The following is a 16,003-nucleotide window of genomic DNA, read 5'->3' as shown; positions in this document are numbered from 1 at the left end:
TGTTTGTTTAATACCTGATTTTTTGAGGTGCAACTGGTTTGCTTTCAATGCAAGCCCAATGCGCCAATATGACACTATCCATGAGAGATATGTCATTTTCTTCAAATTGCGATCTATATCCAAAACCTCCATTAGTTCCGATATTTCTTTTTTCGCAATTGACAATAACTTGTGTCAGGGATGGCTGGTTTAAATGACATAGTTTATCTTGATATAGCGACCTCTCAAACGATGAGTTAGCAATAATGACTTCTTTGACAGTTGGAAGTACTGGATTTTTAATCCGATACTCTTTCATATCTTGCGCAAGTATGTTTTGTGCCCCTGCTCCATCTATCACAACTTTTTCAACATCGCTTTTCTTAATGAAATCTAATATCCAACCAGTTCCGTGACGAATCGACTTACAATCAATACTTTCTACAAAGACACGATTGTCTTCAGTTTTGACAGCGATACTTAGTGCCACATTTGTGCCGTCGACACCATATTTTATACCAACGAATAACTTACCTTTAATAATCGGAAGTTTTTCAACTTTAACAGACTCCCAATCTGCTTCACTTATAGCTGATTTTTGATTGTATTTCAGCCACAATCCCAAACGTTGAACATTGAAATCAATCACATCGTTACCTATTTCATCTTCGATTGATCTTTCTGTTAATCCTTGCCCAAGTGATGGATTTGTTGCATACCATGCTTTTTTGTCGTAAGGATCTGTTTGTTCAGGAACAGACCATTCTGCCCACCCGGCATTTTTTACAGACTTCGCTAAAGTGTTATTTCGAAGATTGGTAAATACAGTTCCGCTAGAGTGTGGTGTAGGCGGGGTTCCGCAAAAAAGTGTCTGTGGATTTTCACTTGCTGAGATAACATATTTAAGTGCTGATTCTTGGTCGTCCGTATACTCTTGAGCTTCATCGATTACTAATACATCAAATCCTTCTCCCAATCCCCCTTTCGATGACCGAGTTCTAAATTCGATTTTACCACCGCCCGAAATAGTGATTCTCTCTCTTCCGGATGCCCTTAAAGATTCATACTCAATTTCTGCACTATCCAATAAATTTGTTAGGCGTTCCCACGCTTCGTGACTTGCTGTCGTTCTGTGGGCTGTATGAAGTATTTTCTCACTAAGCATTACGATTCCAATCATTTCTCGTTGTGCAACTACCTCATTTTTCCCGTTACGCCTAGAAATTGACCAACCGAATTTCGTGTGTTCCCACAATCCTTTTTTATTTCTCGACAGAATTGCTTTCAAAAGATTAATTTGCCATTGCCGCGCTTTTCTTCCTGATTTTTCATAAAGATTGACAGCATCTTCAAATAAACTGTTTTTAGCCGAGAGTATGATTGACTGAGTTGGTTTTTGACTTCCCTTCTTAGCCATGCTCACATTCCTTTCTAAAAAATACTAAATCCACTTTCTTGAATGAACGTTTTGAATTCGCCCGTCTCCGGTTTTGTATTCAACGGTGCACCTGCATTTTTCATGTCTACGGTAAACATCACTCGGTACATTTGGATATGAATATTCACCCGCAAGGCTTCTACACCATTCGCAACCTGTTCCGTCCAAAACCCTAACTACTTTAGGCTTTAAACCTGCACGTGCGTGAAATTCGGCATTTGCTTTAATACTGTCATCAACAATACTCTGTGAAAAGTTCACGATTGGCTCATTCAATATCCACTTAATGTCAGCGTATAGTTCTTCTGCTGCGAGTCGTTCCAGTATTCCCTTTATTCGGTCCTCATTCAACTGTGGTTTGATTGCTTTGAGTCCTAATCCCGCTTCTTTGTTTAAGTAGGATTGAACGCGAGAAGTAAACTTACTGATTATATCAAAATTATGCTTCATCGTTGGTTCGATTATTCGTTCCGCAATATTCCAATACATTCGACCATCTGGAAGAGTTACTGGAGTCAACAATTCTTGATATGTATTTGCCAAGATCTCACCCACTCTGATCGCAAAATTGTTTGCATCTGCATAACTTAGGTTTTCAAGATTAAGTATTCTCTTGATTTCTGGATCGTTATTGTATTTCTCGGCGAAATATTTTTTTAACTTTTTTAGTAAATCAGGAGCAATGTCATTCATCCTTTTTACCCCCTAATCCAAGATGGTCTCTTAGTATCTCTTCATCAATGAACCCCGGAACAGCAATATTAATCTTAGATGCAGCATCTCCAATTAACCCGAAAGTCGTAGCATCCGGTTCGAAAATTGGTTCCCATTTTGCTTTTGTTTTATAAAATTCTTTTCGTTCGTATGTCTGCTTATCACGCATGCACACTGCAAGGTATCCGACATTGAGGAATCCACTCCCGAATGTTCTTTGAGCTTTTCTCGCCATCATTCTCAAATTCTCGTGAGATGCTTTAATCGCTTCTGCGCTAGAAGGGTTATCAGACACAAAACCTAAATCATCAAGACTAAGTCCTGTTTCGCCCGAGAATAATGAAGCATTCATTCTTAATTGTTCTGTATATGGACTCATTGATTGTTGCGTGAATTGTCCAAGTTTTGGAGAGTCTCCATCTTCATCTTTTGTGAACTCCAGCATTGATGAAATTGTTGCTTTCCATGTTTCGAAAGGATCAGCTGTCGGGCTTGTTCCCACTACATATTTTTGCGGAAATGAATAGAATTCAGCACTAACTTCTGCACGTTCTAATGTCCGTTTCGCTTTTTTCTGTATATCCATGCTTGCTCGAGAAATTCTAGAACGACCAAACGGTCTTACGGCATCTGGTCGGTGAATGATTGGAACGAGTAACGGGTATGGTGTAGGATTGTCTATTTTTTTATCCGATACTCCATTTTTGAATATCTCTGTATATTCTGGAGTAAAATAGGCTTCAATTACTGGTTTGCTGTATTGATCTGTTTGCAACACAGCGTATCCTTCCGACAATAAACCGGTTATAGGATCAATAACTCCAGTTGCCTTATCCGCTTCAATAATTTGAAGTCGGGGATATCCCGTTCCATCATCTGAAATATATACAAAACAACAGGATGCGATTAGAGCAGATAAAACTGCACTATCGAAGAAAACATCAGGGTTATTCATTGAAAAAATCTCATTTATTTTAAAATTATCGTTCGAAAACTCTCGAAAGATGAGTCTATCTGCCAAATTATCGACAGATTTCGTGCACCATCCGAGCACAGAATTATACTGCGCCCTCAATGCAATCGGTATTGTAATACCTGGTGATATGTCAACTTTTTTCATGTCATATTGCTTGTATCTAAGCCGTATTCTTCTCGAATGCTTGTTTAGTTTAATTCTTAAATAATCAATTCCTCGATAATTTTCCATATTAATCCTTTCCAAAAAAAACACGTGTTTTGCCGTGAGAATATTTGTACAGTGAGACAGTGTAGTCCGAATGAAGCGATAGGGAGGTGGGTACCCCCCTATCTATTTCAGAGTTCTGTTCAAAGTTTGCTTCTATATTTTGTCCAATCTCTGCTCAATGGTAGGTTCCTGTTACCTAAGATAACCTTTTCTTTTGGTTCGTTATTTTTAAAAAGTTTATCTGATTTCTGTCTGTTACAGGTCCAGTGTGCGAGTTGTAGGTTCTCGATATCAGAAGGGTGACCGCCTTTTGATATTGGAATAATGTGGTCGATACACGGCGCCAAGGGATTTGGCGATTTAATTGAGCGATCGACAGGCTTGCCGCATATTCCACAAACTCTTTGTGTTATTAAAATTCTTTTACGATTTCTTTCATAAGCAGCGCGGTGGGCTCCTTTATGATCTGCTCTTTCATTGTTTCTCATTGATACCTCCGCTTAATTCGAATTACTACAATACAAAAGCTCCACTGGACTAGCGGAGCTTAGGTAGAAGGAAATATGAATACTGGCACGTGTGTGGCTTAACCACAAAACTATACTCGCTACTGTGTGGATAGGATGGCATCGAATATAGTTTTCTAGTACCGATATTTTTCAATCGGTTCAGTTTGTCCTTCATGGACAATTTCTGATACTAGAAGTATATCACGGCTTTTAGGGGGCGATTGCCCCTTTTAAAGCGTGCTTTAATTCTCTTTCGATTTTCCTCTCAAGGGCCGACCTATTTATAGGAATCGAATCAGCGATATTTTGCCACGTTTCATCTTCTAAGTAATACCTCACTACTGCTTTGCTTACTGTTTCGGAGCAGATGTCCAGTATATCTTTAATGTAGTTTATTTCAGTTTCATACTGCGTAATCATTGTTTCAAGTTCTTCCATTCTCCAAAGTATGTCTTGGTTTGGTTGATGATATCCATTTCTAGTTACAGGAAGAAATTCATTTCTGTACTTAATCAAGACCTTTTTGCCATCTATGATCTCACTTTCGCCATATGGAACTGATACTCCCCAAGAATTTGATGTAGATGCAGTAGATATGCTTTTTTCTAAATGTTGAAGTTCATCATTAAATCTTTTGACTTCCTCTTCATAAAAGTGAAGCAGCGATAATCTTCTAACAAATATCTTTGTGTCAGTCGTAGGATTTCCGTTCATAATTCAACCTTGCTTATTGTTATTAAAGAAAGTTGACTTCACAAGTCTGAAGATTGTTAACCAGATGACTAAGATCAGTAGAATTGCAGCAGAACCGACAAGAATTTCTTTAATTAAGAACATTGATAGTCACCTTCAATCGTTTCGTCTCGATTGATTATCATGTATATTTCTTCAATTAGTTTCGATACCTTTTCTTCTTGGTGTCTACCCCTGAAGGTTGCAACAGTAATTGTTTCGTAATCGAATCTAGGAGCGGAAATTAATGCGTTTTGAGGTAATGTGCGTTTTATCAATACATCAACATCTACATACTTAAATCCGAAGAAACTGTATCGTCTATCAATAGAAACTCTTTCGATTCTTTCTTTTTCAATGATTGCATTTCCGATTAAAACTTTCATAATTCGTCCTCTTTTCTTTGTTTTAGATATTCAAGAATACGTATATCTTTTCTTGAATTTTAATAATGTAGTTTGTGCCGCTATTTAAGCGGTTCAAATGATTGTTTTATAAATATACCTTTTCAATCTTTATTACGATGTTGTGTTATACTTTCTTTTGAAAACACTTGGAGGAAATATGTACACAACTATAAATATAAATGAATGGAAGAGAAAACAATGGTATGAATCATATATGAATAATGTTCCATGTTCTTTCTCTTCAGTAATCCAACTCGATATAACCTATCTATACACTTTTTCAAAAGCCAATAATATTAAGCTTTATAGTTCACTCGTTTGGTCTCTTACTGCTGCAGTAAACAGTATTGATGAATTTCGCTATAGCCTGATGGATGATCAATTGATTCTTTTTGACAATCTTCAACCATCATTCACTGTACTAAACAGTGAGAATGAAACTTTTATGGAGCTTTGGAGCGAATTTCAAGAGTCAATTTTGGACTTCGATTCCTCAATGAATGAAATAATAGCCGAACACAATTCAAGCTTGGAAATGTCGCCTCAGTCGAATAAGCCAATCAATTCGTTCAATATTTCAATGATTCCTTGGGTTGATTTTACATCATTTTCACTTCATCTTCCGAAAGGTCATGGATACCTACTCCCGATATTCACCTTCGGTAAATTATCGAAGAATGATGATAGAGTAACAATTCCGTTATCAATCCAGGTTAATCATGCAGTGACTGACGGATACCACCTAGGTAAATTTATCAAAAATCTTGAAACTGTGATTGATTCATTCGCTCATAAGAAACTGTAAGTGCCAAAAGCACTTTTTTTTATTCTTTGTCACTCAATCCTTTCAATTCATGAATATCTTGTATTTGTTTGATATCTCCATTTTCATATTCAATCACAGCAACTGGACAAGCCATTTGACCTCCATTGTGGCCACCCATTGATATTGATGGGCGAATTACATATGAGTGTTGAAATATTCCATGAAGTTTAACTTTTTGTCCTTTGTATTTATGTGTCATTTTTCAATACTCCGTTCGACTAACTTAGATTTGTAATTTGCTGCTATGTCTGAGCTACCAACAGTTCCGCACTGTATACATTTGAATTGCTTTACTGATTTCTTATTCTTACCGATATACTTAATATTTCTGTGATCGCACTTTAGTTTCTTAATTGCTTTTTTTATCATATTGGCTCTTTCTAACAGGTAGATAACCTGTATCTTATTTGAAATTCGCAAATACTACTCAAAGCCTTTATAGAGTGACTAAGATTGATATTTCTTAGTTGGATAGTTTTTAGTATTTTATATGTTACAATTATTTTACTAAGAAAGGATGATGACCTATCTCCAATGATCAAATAAAGAAATTACAAGATGCAATTAAATCGAGTATCCCGAAAATAGCAAAGATAGTATCACCAGATTTAAGCGAATTAAATTCGTTTACCGAGAGCGATTTCTTCGTTATTCCTAACGAAATAGAGACAAGGGACCTTAAAGAATCAAGCGGAATGAATGAACTTATTCGAGTAACTATCGAGAAGCAGAGCGAAGTCGTTAACAAACAAACCGAAATGATAAATAAGCAGTCCGAAACAATTAATCATCTTTCTAGCCTTGTGGGATTTCAACAAAAGATGATTGAAGACGGGAGAAAGGATTCAATTGAAACGAGAGTTTACTCGATCATTTCAATTGTTTTGGCTATCATAGCAATCGTAATATCAGTCGTACTACGCTAATAACAAATGCTACTAACGATATGCATAATGCGATTTTACTTAGGGATAATGCTGATAGACGTTTTCTTTTCATGAATAATTTCTCTCTTTCTTATGCAGATAACCTGCATGTTATTTTCATTTACAGAACACTCATTACAGTCTTTACACAATGGACGTTTGAGTGTTTTTACTTTTTGATAGTTTTAACTATTTTGACTCCTTCCATTCCCCTTACTTATTTGCTATTGTTTATGCATAGACTGAGGTGGTAATTAGATGGCTAGGCAGGCATTTAACAAATTCACGTTATCAATTCTTGCATTTATTCTTCATGTTTTGCTATTTGCATCTGCATACATTCATGTAGATTTTTTAACAGGGTTATTATTCCTATTAACGATTTCATCTGCTACAATCGTTGTGATATTGATTTGCCGTGATTTAACCAATTACTTAGACTTATTGACTGAATCTCCAGTTTTGAATCTAATTGTGAAAACACTCCTCTCAATTCCTATTTTTATTATTTTGGTTTTCTATTTCCTTGGGTTAGTTAGATTACTCTTCAAATTAGTTTAGTACAGTTCAATTTCATTATTTCACGGGACACTCGTCACAACCTGTATACAAAGGCTGAAAGAGTGTTCTTATTTTTTATAGTTTCTAATCGATTAACTTACTCTTTTTATTCGTCAGAATCTCAATGCTTGATATTAATGCTCCGGACTTGGTTACCTCTGGTTCAGAGTGAAATAAATTTTTCTTACTCATAACGGCCGAGGTTCCGTAAGTAACAAGCATAAGATTTTCAATCGATATATTTTGCTTGTCTCGATCAAGGAAAATAATCCTATGACCTTTGGGTACCGGACCGTTGACAGATTCCCAAACTACTCGATGCTTTGGCTTCCAGTTCTTATAGCTATATCTTTCATCACTAACCTTGATCATAATATATCCGTCTTTATCGATTCTTTCTGAACCAATGGGTCTCTTATTTGTGGATTCTTGCCCCTTTTTGAAACTAGTTTTGTTGCCTCCAACATTGAACATTCCTTTCGTACCTTTATTTAAGGGTACATGTCCCTTCATGAAAGTTCCTCGACGCTCCCCTGTCTTAATGTTGTACCTAAGCTTTGCATTGGCAATCTGTGACACAGTGTATTCCTCGCAAAAGTAATCTGATGCAAGTGCAGCAATCTCTTTCGTCGTAAGTTTTTTTACATTATTACGTATAAAATCAACTACTTCACTTCTATATTTATTTTTATTCTTCATGATCTATCGCTAGAATTCCTGGAAGTTTGGTGTTTCTGTTACCGTACCCATACTCATCCTTGTGTTTGTGTGCATCTAGGACAACACGTGCATTATCAACGATGGTCTTACCAACCTCGTTTATTTGTTTAGCTCGCTTTATTTCTCTTTCAAGCGACTCTCCTTCTAAATCTTCATTTGAAAGTGCATCCAGTGTTCCAAATAGGTATTCGTTTAGATCATTTAGTGTTGTTTTTGTATTTTTACTCATTTTATTTCCTCCGTTGGCCATTCGCCAATAAATTTCAAATGCCTTATATCTCTACTTGTATCTTTAGGATCCATAAAGTGTAAGTACTTCGATGTTGCCATTTCTTTTAATCTACTGAACAACGACCTGTCAATTCGCTCTAATTGCACATCTGTAAGCTCTGTACTGATGATTGTTATCAATTTTGGGTTATTGTACCTGGCATTTATGATTGCACGCGCAGTACGTTTCTCTAGGTCAGTAAGTTTATTTATGTCGTTATCCATACATTTTAGAAAATCATCAATGTATAACAATGGTATCGATGACCACATGCTAAACTTTTTGAAGTCAATGGCTCGATAGTTATCAGTCGCCTCCGCCATTTCTCGCTCCCATAAGAGGTATTCAGGGGAATAACCTTTATAGACAAGGTAATTCGCTAAAGTCGAGCACAAGCGTGTTTTACCGCTCCCTGCTATTCCACTTATGAAAAATAATTGAGTAGGATCCTTTCGGAAATCTTTTGCTGAATTGAGGAAGATCTCCTGCCACTTAAATTTCGTAATGAAGTTATTGAAAGAATGATTGATAAAATTTGACATTCCCCCTGCCGTCAACCTATACATGTAGTCGCTTTTGACCTTGCAAATGCACTTTTTTGTATACACCTTATTAAAAACTCCTGTCGGTGTATGTTTCTTTTTCGTAGTGCCGTCTGGTCCATCAATAATTGTTGTAATGATTTCTTCTCTTTCTTCAACAAGTTCTGCATCTTCCTTAGTAGTTACTACGAATCCTTTGTCATTACAAATTTTGCATTTAACTTCGTAGTCGTTCTGGATACTAAGTGTATCCAATTCCTTCTGTGCTATCTTCTGCATACTTTTCCTTTCTGTCCAAACCATTTGTTCCACTTTTGTAGTTTGATTTTGCTACTTCTTCGTCAGTAAATTTGGATATTCCTCTTTTGAGGAAATCAATTAGTGACCACTTATAATCGAAGTAGTACTCTTTTGATTTTATGATTGCATCATATGTATCAATGGCCATAATAATTTGTTCACTACCGAGTTCATCAATTTGAATTTGAATTTGGTTTGTAAGTTTATCGTCCATCGTTCGATGCACTCTAATTTTCTTAGAGTTCCAATGATCAAAAATACGAACTATATCTTTATTATTTAATTCTTTATATTTCTTATATTTCTTCTTTGTGTCAGGTTGATGTCGGTTTGATGTCACTTTGATGTCACTTTGTTGTTCACTGTCTTGATAATCGCTCCAATTTAACACAGTCACAAGTGTATATTTGTTAGTTGTTTTGATGTTCAACATTTGAGAACTCGCAAACGATTTAAGCATTCTCATTAACGTAATTCCCGAAACTCGATTTGCTTTCTTTACACCTTTATTAAATTGTTCTTCAAGAACAAACCTACCAGTAACAAATTCACCAGCATTCAATGTTACTTTTTCACCATTGATTAATTGACTAGTTTGTTCATAAGCAGCGTTGAATAAACAGATCATCCATAACTTCATTTTGTTGGAGTCTGTGAATACATCTGAGTTCATCATTTTACGATGAACTTTTATATATCCGTTACGTTCAATCATTTAAATTCAATCGCTTTTCTAATCAATTTAAATTGGCCGTCAATAATTTTTTCATTCATCGCATATGACCAATGCAATCGAGTTCTATGTATTTGAGTTTCTTTTTCTATTTCAGGAATTGAACCTGAAGCCACAACTTTTCCAGTTGTAACATCAACTAATAGATACATATTTATCACTCCTTTTCTTTGTTTTTCTCGTTAGATAACCTGTATATTATTTGTAATTTCCAAATTATCGTTTTAAGCACTCCTACTGCCATTTAATATGTATTTTAGTAATTCATAGTTTTTGTAATTTGGATTGATATTGTTGACAACAATTCGTTAACACTGTAAGATGTAAGCACAGGTGGAAATCACACTGTCTACTCATGGGACTGAATAACCGTTTAAGTGTCGTATTCCGGCACCAGCCATGAGGGAAACCGCCCAGTGCGGTTTTTTTTATGGAGGAAATATCTATGCAAAATGTTTTTTTTTACATTGATGACTCAGGGGTTTTTGGTGATAATAATACACGGTACTTCATTTATGCGGGATATGTATTCTTTTCAACTCAAGAAAAGAACAATGCTGCTCGAAAGTATTCTTCTGTAGAAAAATCAATCAAATCAAGAACAGGATTAGCACAAACTGATGAACTAAAATCGTATGGTTTAACGCCTAAATTGAAAGGTGAACTGTACAGAAGTCTAAATGGATTTCAACGTTTTTCGTGCATCATTGACAGCAAGAGAGTTAATAGAGATATTCTCTCTCACAAAAAGCATAAGCAAAGATTCTTAGACTATGCATTAAAAAGAACTATAAAATCTACATTACAATCTGCTGGAAATCACAACCATGTTGATCTTTCAAAACCTATAAATGTTCATATTTTTTTCGATGAACACACTACAGCAACTAGCGGTAAATATGAGTTAAAAGAGGCTATTTCAGCAGAACTGATTGACGGTTCTTTCAATTATAACTATCAGAAATTCTTTGAACCTATTTTGGTAAAAGGCTCATCAGTCAATCTAACTCTATGCAATTCAGCTAATACTTTGTTGGTAAGAGCCAGCGACATTGTAGCCAATAAGTCATTTTACGAATATAATCATTCCGGGAGAGTTCCGACTTTAAATCATTTTTGTTGTTCAAAGCACCCCTAAACTATCTACTAAATAAAACTTTTAATTCACCTTATATCCTCCATTGATTTTAAATAATCTTCTAATGTTCCTCTTGTGTAAACTCGTGTTGTTTCAACACTTGAGTGTCCAAGGATATCACTCAATTGCGCGAGTTTAAGCTCGCCTTTTTTATTTACAAAGTTGAAACCGAAGTAATGTCTAAATGCATGCGGTTTAACTTTCTTTTTATTTATTTTGCACATACCGGCAACCACTTTTAAACCATCATAGATTTGCCTGTATTCGAGATTAACAACCTTATCGACATCTTTATCCAATGCCTTGGTGAATGTTCTTATTTCACGCCCTAGAGGTCCTGGTAATGGAACTCTACGCACTTTACCCTTGTTATCAACCGATACATAGTTATTCTTAACTGCAGCAACTGTAAAGCTTGGAAGTTCATTGACACGTACTCCAGTTTCGCCCATTATCCGAATGGCAAAGTATAAGTTCATATTTGCTAATGCTTTTGCTTTCATCCACATTCTTTTGTATTCGTGTTCATAGATACGATGCGGAAGCGTGTTGTCGTTTTGACTTTTGACCTTAGAGATTTTCAAATCACCCAGATCACAATAAAATAGAAACCGATTAACCGAAGTTATGTATGAATTGATTGTTGATACTGCTTCATATTCTTCGAGCAAATCTTGCTTCAGTTGAATTAAGTCATCTTTACTCATGAAATCATCAGAACTTGAGTATCCGTTAATTAACTTCTTAGCACCCCGCATGTAGACCTTTATGGTGCTATCTGCAAACTCGCTTTCACGCAATGATTTAGGATAACTCTCTAAGTATTCCAATAAATCTTCTTTAGTTAGTTCCGGTACTTCATCTAGTTCCTTTTGGATTGCTTCAAGTTGAGCCTGCAAGAATGCTCGTTTAGAGTTTTTATTTAAGTTTTTGTTTTTCTTGACCATTAAGGTTCCTCCATTCTCATGTCAAAGCCTCCAATTCTTTGTAATATAGTTCAGTGAAAGTATCTAAGTCCTCTTCACCACAGTTCTCGCAATAACGACTTCGTATTGCTTGTAAGTCATATCCATAGGTATTGACATAATCTGTTAATAATTCGCGCAGTGCCAAGATGCTTTCATATTTAGAATCAAATATTCGGTAGTTATCCAGGGTACATTGTTCGTTTGTGGATCCGTTGCATTTATAACCACCTGCATTATTGTTGTAGACCCATAGGTCACTTGTTCCATATCCTGTTTCTAGGTTGAATGTAGCATTCACTAGAGCTTCAAATTGGTAATCGACAGTTGTTGCTTCAACTTCTTCTAATTCTTGTTGTGGTGCGATTAAAGTAGGTTCTTTAACGATTGAACTTGTGATTACTTGTTCTTCATGAGATAATTTAGAAGAACTACTAACACAAGCAGTAGATTCTAGGAACACTACCAGGACGGCAATCGTGATAAGTGTTCTTTTTTTATGCTTCATCGTTTGACCACACCTCTTTGAGCCATTTAATGACTACATATGCAAGTAGCAGTGTAGATCCTGCTTGTATTGTTACCATTACGGTAGACACCGATATCATTGCGTTAATCATGTTATTTCCTCCTTTATAGATACATACTTAATAATGTGTTAACATTCCCTTATAGAAGGGATGTGATAAAATGCTTAAACATTATTACTTCAACAAGAATACCGACAATCGTGGGAACCATGAGGTACATGTTGAATCTTGTGAATTTATGCCTGCCGTGCTGAATCGAGAATATATTGGTTACGAGGACAATTGCAAAAATGCAATAACAAGAGCTACCTCAAAGACCGGTAAATATAACTTCGATGGTTGTTATTTTTGTTGTAAACCTTGTCATAAAGGCTAGTAATGATTAGTTATCTGTTACAGCAGATAACTTTTTATTTGTTAGGTTCGATTACAAAGATATATGCTTCGCCGCTAACCGAGATTTTTCCTGAAACGTTTTTGATTGTCGCACCGTTTCCTTGTAATACCGCGTATGACGTTATTGATTCACGCGATTTTAATTCTGTTATTAATTGATTCCTTGTTGCCTCTTTTAGCAATACTTCTTTACTCATTGTTATTCTCCTGTTCTATTATTGGTAATACATTGTTATCTTTTAATAAGTCATATAGGAATAAACGCCCTTTTTGTGTCCACTTAGTATTCATAACTGTTCTCTCTAAGCAAATTGCATCTTCAATTACAACTGTTTCGGAATGGGTATATCCTTTCGCTTGGTGTTTTTGATATAAGAGCCATTGATCCGATTGTTTGAACTGAACACCTAGTTTATGTAGTAACTTATTCAATGCTTGTCCACTCATTCCATAGTCTTTAGCAATCTGCGTAATGGTTACCAATGACTTCGATTTTAAAATGCGGTCCATATAGTTGACTTTAGGCTTATATTCACCGATTAATTGATTTTGCATATCAATTAGTTTTTGTTGATTCGCTGCAAGCATTAAAGCATCCGAATATGTTTGTGGCACCTCATATTTTCCGTATAGCCTAATATCTTTAAGTATTTTCTTAATCTGCTTCTTAAACTGTTTTGCAATAGGTTTGCGAGATTGCATCAATACTTCGTAGAGGCCATCCTCAGTTAAGAACCATGCTTCCTGCATTCCTCCAAGGGTCGGAACATTCTTCCGTACCTTTTCATCTTCGTCAACCACATTCATTAATTTGTTTACGCTTGATAAATCATATTCGATCCATTCCGCAATATCTTTTGCTAAAAAAAGTGGATTATCTGTGTTTCCATAAATTTTGAAGTTTTTATTTAATATTTCTGTTTCTTTAATTACTTGTAATGCATTCATAAGGATTCCTTTCTATCTTGATCTGCAAGGTATTGTTTCAAGGCGAAATTATAATCAATACCTGTAACTTTAAACACTAATTTCTTCTGAACCTTAGTTGGTCTTGCATCAAACTCTTTTGGAGTTTTCAAACGTTCAATTCGTTTGCATTCATTAAAGATGTTGTTAATTACATCTTCATTTGAAGCCCCAATAAAATGTTTGATAGTTGTTTTGGATACAAATTGAGTTGGATCCTCTAGCATGATTCTGTATGCTCGTTCTTTACTTGTCATCGGGTTTCTCCCTATTTTATCGTTCCATATTCGGAACAGTTATGGTAAAAAAATTTCTCTTTTTTCTAATAGTCCCAGATTTAGGGCAATCGAAATTTTATCTACTAGTTCAAGACGAGGACTAACCTTGTTATTGATAACTTCGTTTATGTGATTCAAGCCAACACCTGTACTTCTTGCGAGTTCCCTTTGAGAAATATCCAGTTCTATCATCCTGACCTTAATTCTTTTACTGTCTATCATCTATTAACCTCCGTTCCATATTTGGTACAAACAGATATTAACAATTTAATTCAATTGTGTCAACCATATTCGGAACGAATTTCGTCGATTTCACAATGTTGTGTTGCAAATTCGGAACATAAGAAGTATACTATCCTTATAAATTAAATTAGGAGGTTGTTATGACCACTACAGAAAAAAGAATTAAAGAGCTACTGAATCGAAAGGGTTGGTCACTTGGAGACCTTGCAAACGAATCAGATATACCGAAGACAACACTTCATAGGTATCTTTCAGATACAGGAATGATACCATTAGATCGTCTTAAAGTAATTGCACGCGCGTTAAATGTAGATGCGGAGTTTCTATTAGGTTGGGATGAACAAGACGATCTGGAATCTAAAAACACCTACGGCGATCACCAAGCTAACTTGAAACACTTAGAAGATAAGCCTGAGCTACTTCATATATACAATGATATATATAATAGCGAAAGCTTACAGCTACTATTCGATAAAACTCAAGATCTTACTCCAGATGATTTAGAGATGGTCTTAACCATCATAAGTGGTATCAGAAAAGAGAGAGGTCTTGATTAATATCAAATAGGAGGCATGTGCGTGAGTTTCGAAGATTTTTGCAGTATTAATAATATTGTAATTAGCATAAAAGAAAATATGGGGACAAACATTAGAGGGTTTTGTTACTTTGATGGATTATATTTTAATGTGATTCTAAATAATAGATTTGATAGATTTCAACTTCAAGAAACTACTGTTCATGAAGTTATTCATGTAATGAAAAACCACTTCTCGTGTAACACAGAAGATATACTTTCAGTTGAAAGAGAAGTTGATTCACTAACAAAGGTAATGAAATTAGTTTTTGTATAGGTATCAAATGCATAAACGCAGATACGGGCCTAACGGCAGAGGAGAAAAAAATGGCAGATCAGATGTTAATGTGGACATTTATGTCGAAAGCAGAACCAACTCAGGACTTGTTGAACATGCTTGTCGAAGGTGAAGAAATTATTCATTGTTATAAAACGATTCGGGATCTAGCAGCAATAACCAATAAAAGATTAATTGTAAGGGATGCACAAGGCCTAACTGGGAAAAAAGTTGAAATTTATTCATTACCATTTCGCTCTATTGATATGTGGTCAACTGAAAACGCAGGTAAACTATTTGATGTAAATGCAGAGCTTGAATTATGGACTAAAGCTGGGCATATGAAACTAAAAGTCTCTCCGAAATGTGATATTAGAGAATTTGAAGAGATATTGGGTAGAGCAATTCTAGATTAAAGTTAGAAATTAAAAGCACCCTGTTCGAGCAGGGTGCTAAGTACAACTAAGAATCGCGCAGATTCCCTTTTGTTGTACCTTAATTTTACAAAAAATGGAGGTAAATAGCAATGGCAGTGACAAAAACAAACTCTGGTAGATGGAAAGCTAAAATTAATTATAGAGATGATGAAGGTTCTGTACGAACAAAAGAAAAGCTTTTCGACACAAAAAGTGAAGCGAGGAATTTTGAAGTTGATTTTAGACGACAAGTCAAAAGCGATACCCATGAGAGAGATTCTATAACATATCAAGAAGTATTTGATTCTTATTTACTCTCAGTAAAAATGAGAATATCCAATAAAACCTATAATGAAAAATTATACTATGCTAATAC

26 protein-coding genes are annotated in these 16,003 nt (G+C 35.4%); 7 read left to right on the top strand and 19 right to left on the bottom strand.

The genetic code is table 11. The features are described from left to right. Positions 1 to 7 precede the first annotated feature (7 nt). The 6 genes from GVV20_RS07930 to GVV20_RS07905 form a co-directional block, all read right to left on the bottom strand. The gene (locus GVV20_RS07930) at positions 8 to 1,396 is read right to left on the bottom strand and encodes a terminase large subunit (protein WP_159740749.1); all 1,389 of its coding nucleotides are present in this window, start codon (positions 1,394 to 1,396) and stop codon (positions 8 to 10) included. A gap of 24 nt (positions 1,397 to 1,420) precedes the next feature. Next, the gene (locus GVV20_RS07925) at positions 1,421 to 2,110 is read right to left on the bottom strand and encodes a hypothetical protein (protein ID WP_159740748.1); all 690 of its coding nucleotides are present in this window, start codon (positions 2,108 to 2,110) and stop codon (positions 1,421 to 1,423) included. Further along, positions 2,103 to 3,251 (bottom strand): phage portal protein, encoded by a 1,149-nt coding sequence (locus tag GVV20_RS07920; protein WP_201287512.1) that lies wholly within the window; start codon positions 3,249 to 3,251, stop codon positions 2,103 to 2,105. The genes GVV20_RS07925 and GVV20_RS07920 overlap by 8 nt, the downstream gene beginning before the upstream one ends. Positions 3,252 to 3,457: 206 nt before the next feature. Continuing rightward, on the bottom strand, positions 3,458 to 3,805 hold the full coding sequence (locus GVV20_RS07915; RefSeq protein ID WP_159740746.1) for an HNH endonuclease: 348 nt from the start codon (positions 3,803 to 3,805) through the stop codon (positions 3,458 to 3,460). Positions 3,806 to 4,036: 231 nt separating this feature from the next. After that, a complete protein-coding gene (locus GVV20_RS07910; protein ID WP_159740745.1) occupies positions 4,037 to 4,540 on the bottom strand; it encodes a hypothetical protein in 504 nt (167 codons plus the stop codon). Positions 4,541 to 4,653: 113 nt separating this feature from the next. Then, positions 4,654 to 4,944 (bottom strand): hypothetical protein, encoded by a 291-nt coding sequence (locus tag GVV20_RS07905; RefSeq protein WP_159740744.1) that lies wholly within the window; start codon positions 4,942 to 4,944, stop codon positions 4,654 to 4,656. Between the two features lie 178 nt (positions 4,945 to 5,122). Here GVV20_RS07905 and GVV20_RS07900 point away from each other — a divergent pair, with 178 nt between their 5' ends. Then, the gene (locus tag GVV20_RS07900; protein ID WP_159740743.1) at positions 5,123 to 5,770 is read left to right on the top strand and encodes a CatA-like O-acetyltransferase; all 648 of its coding nucleotides are present in this window, start codon (positions 5,123 to 5,125) and stop codon (positions 5,768 to 5,770) included. Between the two features lie 19 nt (positions 5,771 to 5,789). Here GVV20_RS07900 and GVV20_RS07895 read toward each other — a convergent pair whose 3' ends face one another. Beyond that, positions 5,790 to 5,990 carry a hypothetical protein gene (locus tag GVV20_RS07895; RefSeq protein ID WP_159740742.1) on the bottom strand — a complete coding sequence of 67 codons (201 nt, stop codon included), beginning with the start codon at positions 5,988 to 5,990 and terminating at the stop codon, positions 5,790 to 5,792. A 985-nt stretch (positions 5,991 to 6,975) separates the two neighbouring features. Between GVV20_RS07895 and GVV20_RS07890 the strand changes: the two genes are divergently transcribed. Next, positions 6,976 to 7,278 (top strand): hypothetical protein, encoded by a 303-nt coding sequence (locus GVV20_RS07890; protein ID WP_159740741.1) that lies wholly within the window; start codon positions 6,976 to 6,978, stop codon positions 7,276 to 7,278. Positions 7,279 to 7,362: 84 nt separating this feature from the next. On the opposite strand, the gene GVV20_RS07885 is transcribed toward GVV20_RS07890, so the two are convergent. The 5 genes from GVV20_RS07885 to GVV20_RS07865 are packed head-to-tail and all read right to left on the bottom strand — an operon-like array spanning position 7,363 to position 9,996. After that, positions 7,363 to 7,977, bottom strand: coding sequence for an HNH endonuclease signature motif containing protein (locus GVV20_RS07885; protein ID WP_159740740.1), 615 nt, complete (start codon positions 7,975 to 7,977; stop codon positions 7,363 to 7,365). Then, the gene (locus tag GVV20_RS07880) at positions 7,967 to 8,227 is read right to left on the bottom strand and encodes a hypothetical protein (protein ID WP_159740739.1); all 261 of its coding nucleotides are present in this window, start codon (positions 8,225 to 8,227) and stop codon (positions 7,967 to 7,969) included. Before GVV20_RS07880 ends, GVV20_RS07885 begins: the two co-directional genes overlap by 11 nt. Further along, positions 8,224 to 9,090 carry an nSTAND3 domain-containing NTPase gene (locus tag GVV20_RS07875; RefSeq protein ID WP_159812698.1) on the bottom strand — a complete coding sequence of 289 codons (867 nt, stop codon included), beginning with the start codon at positions 9,088 to 9,090 and terminating at the stop codon, positions 8,224 to 8,226. Before GVV20_RS07875 ends, GVV20_RS07880 begins: the two co-directional genes overlap by 4 nt. After that, positions 9,053 to 9,826, bottom strand: a complete 774-nt coding sequence (locus tag GVV20_RS07870; RefSeq protein ID WP_159740737.1) for a hypothetical protein — start codon at positions 9,824 to 9,826, stop codon at positions 9,053 to 9,055. Before GVV20_RS07870 ends, GVV20_RS07875 begins: the two co-directional genes overlap by 38 nt. Then, positions 9,823 to 9,996 carry a hypothetical protein gene (locus GVV20_RS07865; protein WP_159740736.1) on the bottom strand — a complete coding sequence of 58 codons (174 nt, stop codon included), beginning with the start codon at positions 9,994 to 9,996 and terminating at the stop codon, positions 9,823 to 9,825. The genes GVV20_RS07870 and GVV20_RS07865 overlap by 4 nt, the downstream gene beginning before the upstream one ends. Positions 9,997 to 10,289: 293 nt before the next feature. Between GVV20_RS07865 and GVV20_RS07860 the strand changes: the two genes are divergently transcribed. Further along, on the top strand, positions 10,290 to 10,982 hold the full coding sequence (locus tag GVV20_RS07860; RefSeq protein ID WP_159740735.1) for a DUF3800 domain-containing protein: 693 nt from the start codon (positions 10,290 to 10,292) through the stop codon (positions 10,980 to 10,982). A gap of 26 nt (positions 10,983 to 11,008) precedes the next feature. On the opposite strand, the gene GVV20_RS07855 is transcribed toward GVV20_RS07860, so the two are convergent. The 7 genes from GVV20_RS07855 to GVV20_RS07830 form a co-directional block, all read right to left on the bottom strand. Then, on the bottom strand, positions 11,009 to 11,929 hold the full coding sequence (locus GVV20_RS07855) for a tyrosine-type recombinase/integrase (RefSeq protein WP_159740734.1): 921 nt from the start codon (positions 11,927 to 11,929) through the stop codon (positions 11,009 to 11,011). A gap of 16 nt (positions 11,930 to 11,945) precedes the next feature. After that, complete coding sequence (locus GVV20_RS07850; protein ID WP_159740733.1) at positions 11,946 to 12,455, bottom strand: glucosaminidase domain-containing protein; 510 nt, start codon at positions 12,453 to 12,455, stop codon at positions 11,946 to 11,948. After that, positions 12,445 to 12,567, bottom strand: coding sequence for a hypothetical protein (locus GVV20_RS10635; protein ID WP_268891078.1), 123 nt, complete (start codon positions 12,565 to 12,567; stop codon positions 12,445 to 12,447). Before GVV20_RS10635 ends, GVV20_RS07850 begins: the two co-directional genes overlap by 11 nt. A 320-nt stretch (positions 12,568 to 12,887) precedes the next feature. Then, positions 12,888 to 13,070 (bottom strand): hypothetical protein, encoded by a 183-nt coding sequence (locus GVV20_RS07845; RefSeq protein WP_159740732.1) that lies wholly within the window; start codon positions 13,068 to 13,070, stop codon positions 12,888 to 12,890. Further along, complete coding sequence (locus GVV20_RS07840) at positions 13,063 to 13,821, bottom strand: phage antirepressor KilAC domain-containing protein (RefSeq protein WP_159740731.1); 759 nt, start codon at positions 13,819 to 13,821, stop codon at positions 13,063 to 13,065. The genes GVV20_RS07845 and GVV20_RS07840 overlap by 8 nt, the downstream gene beginning before the upstream one ends. Further along, on the bottom strand, positions 13,818 to 14,096 hold the full coding sequence (locus GVV20_RS07835) for a hypothetical protein (RefSeq protein ID WP_159740730.1): 279 nt from the start codon (positions 14,094 to 14,096) through the stop codon (positions 13,818 to 13,820). Before GVV20_RS07835 ends, GVV20_RS07840 begins: the two co-directional genes overlap by 4 nt. A gap of 39 nt (positions 14,097 to 14,135) precedes the next feature. Continuing rightward, the gene (locus GVV20_RS07830; RefSeq protein WP_159740729.1) at positions 14,136 to 14,339 is read right to left on the bottom strand and encodes a helix-turn-helix domain-containing protein; all 204 of its coding nucleotides are present in this window, start codon (positions 14,337 to 14,339) and stop codon (positions 14,136 to 14,138) included. 161 nt (positions 14,340 to 14,500) lie between these two features. Between GVV20_RS07830 and GVV20_RS07825 the strand changes: the two genes are divergently transcribed. The 4 genes from GVV20_RS07825 to GVV20_RS07810 form a co-directional block, all read left to right on the top strand. Continuing rightward, on the top strand, positions 14,501 to 14,917 hold the full coding sequence (locus tag GVV20_RS07825) for a helix-turn-helix domain-containing protein (protein WP_159740728.1): 417 nt from the start codon (positions 14,501 to 14,503) through the stop codon (positions 14,915 to 14,917). Between the two features lie 21 nt (positions 14,918 to 14,938). Further along, positions 14,939 to 15,211, top strand: coding sequence for a hypothetical protein (locus tag GVV20_RS07820; RefSeq protein WP_159740727.1), 273 nt, complete (start codon positions 14,939 to 14,941; stop codon positions 15,209 to 15,211). 50 nt (positions 15,212 to 15,261) lie between these two features. Beyond that, entirely contained in the window at positions 15,262 to 15,627 is a 366-nt protein-coding gene (locus tag GVV20_RS07815) for a PH domain-containing protein (RefSeq protein ID WP_159740726.1), read from the top strand. Positions 15,628 to 15,737: 110 nt separating this feature from the next. Next, positions 15,738 to 16,003 (top strand): hypothetical protein (locus GVV20_RS07810; protein ID WP_250690181.1); only part of this gene is annotated, 266 nt, incomplete at its 3' end.

It is taken from the genome of Erysipelothrix aquatica (genome assembly GCF_009828775.2).
Classification (GTDB): Bacteria; Bacillota_I; Bacilli_A; order Erysipelotrichales; family Erysipelotrichaceae; genus Erysipelothrix; species Erysipelothrix aquatica.
The sequence above is the reverse complement of the archived record's forward strand: the minus strand, read 5'-3'. Positions and strand labels throughout refer to the sequence as shown.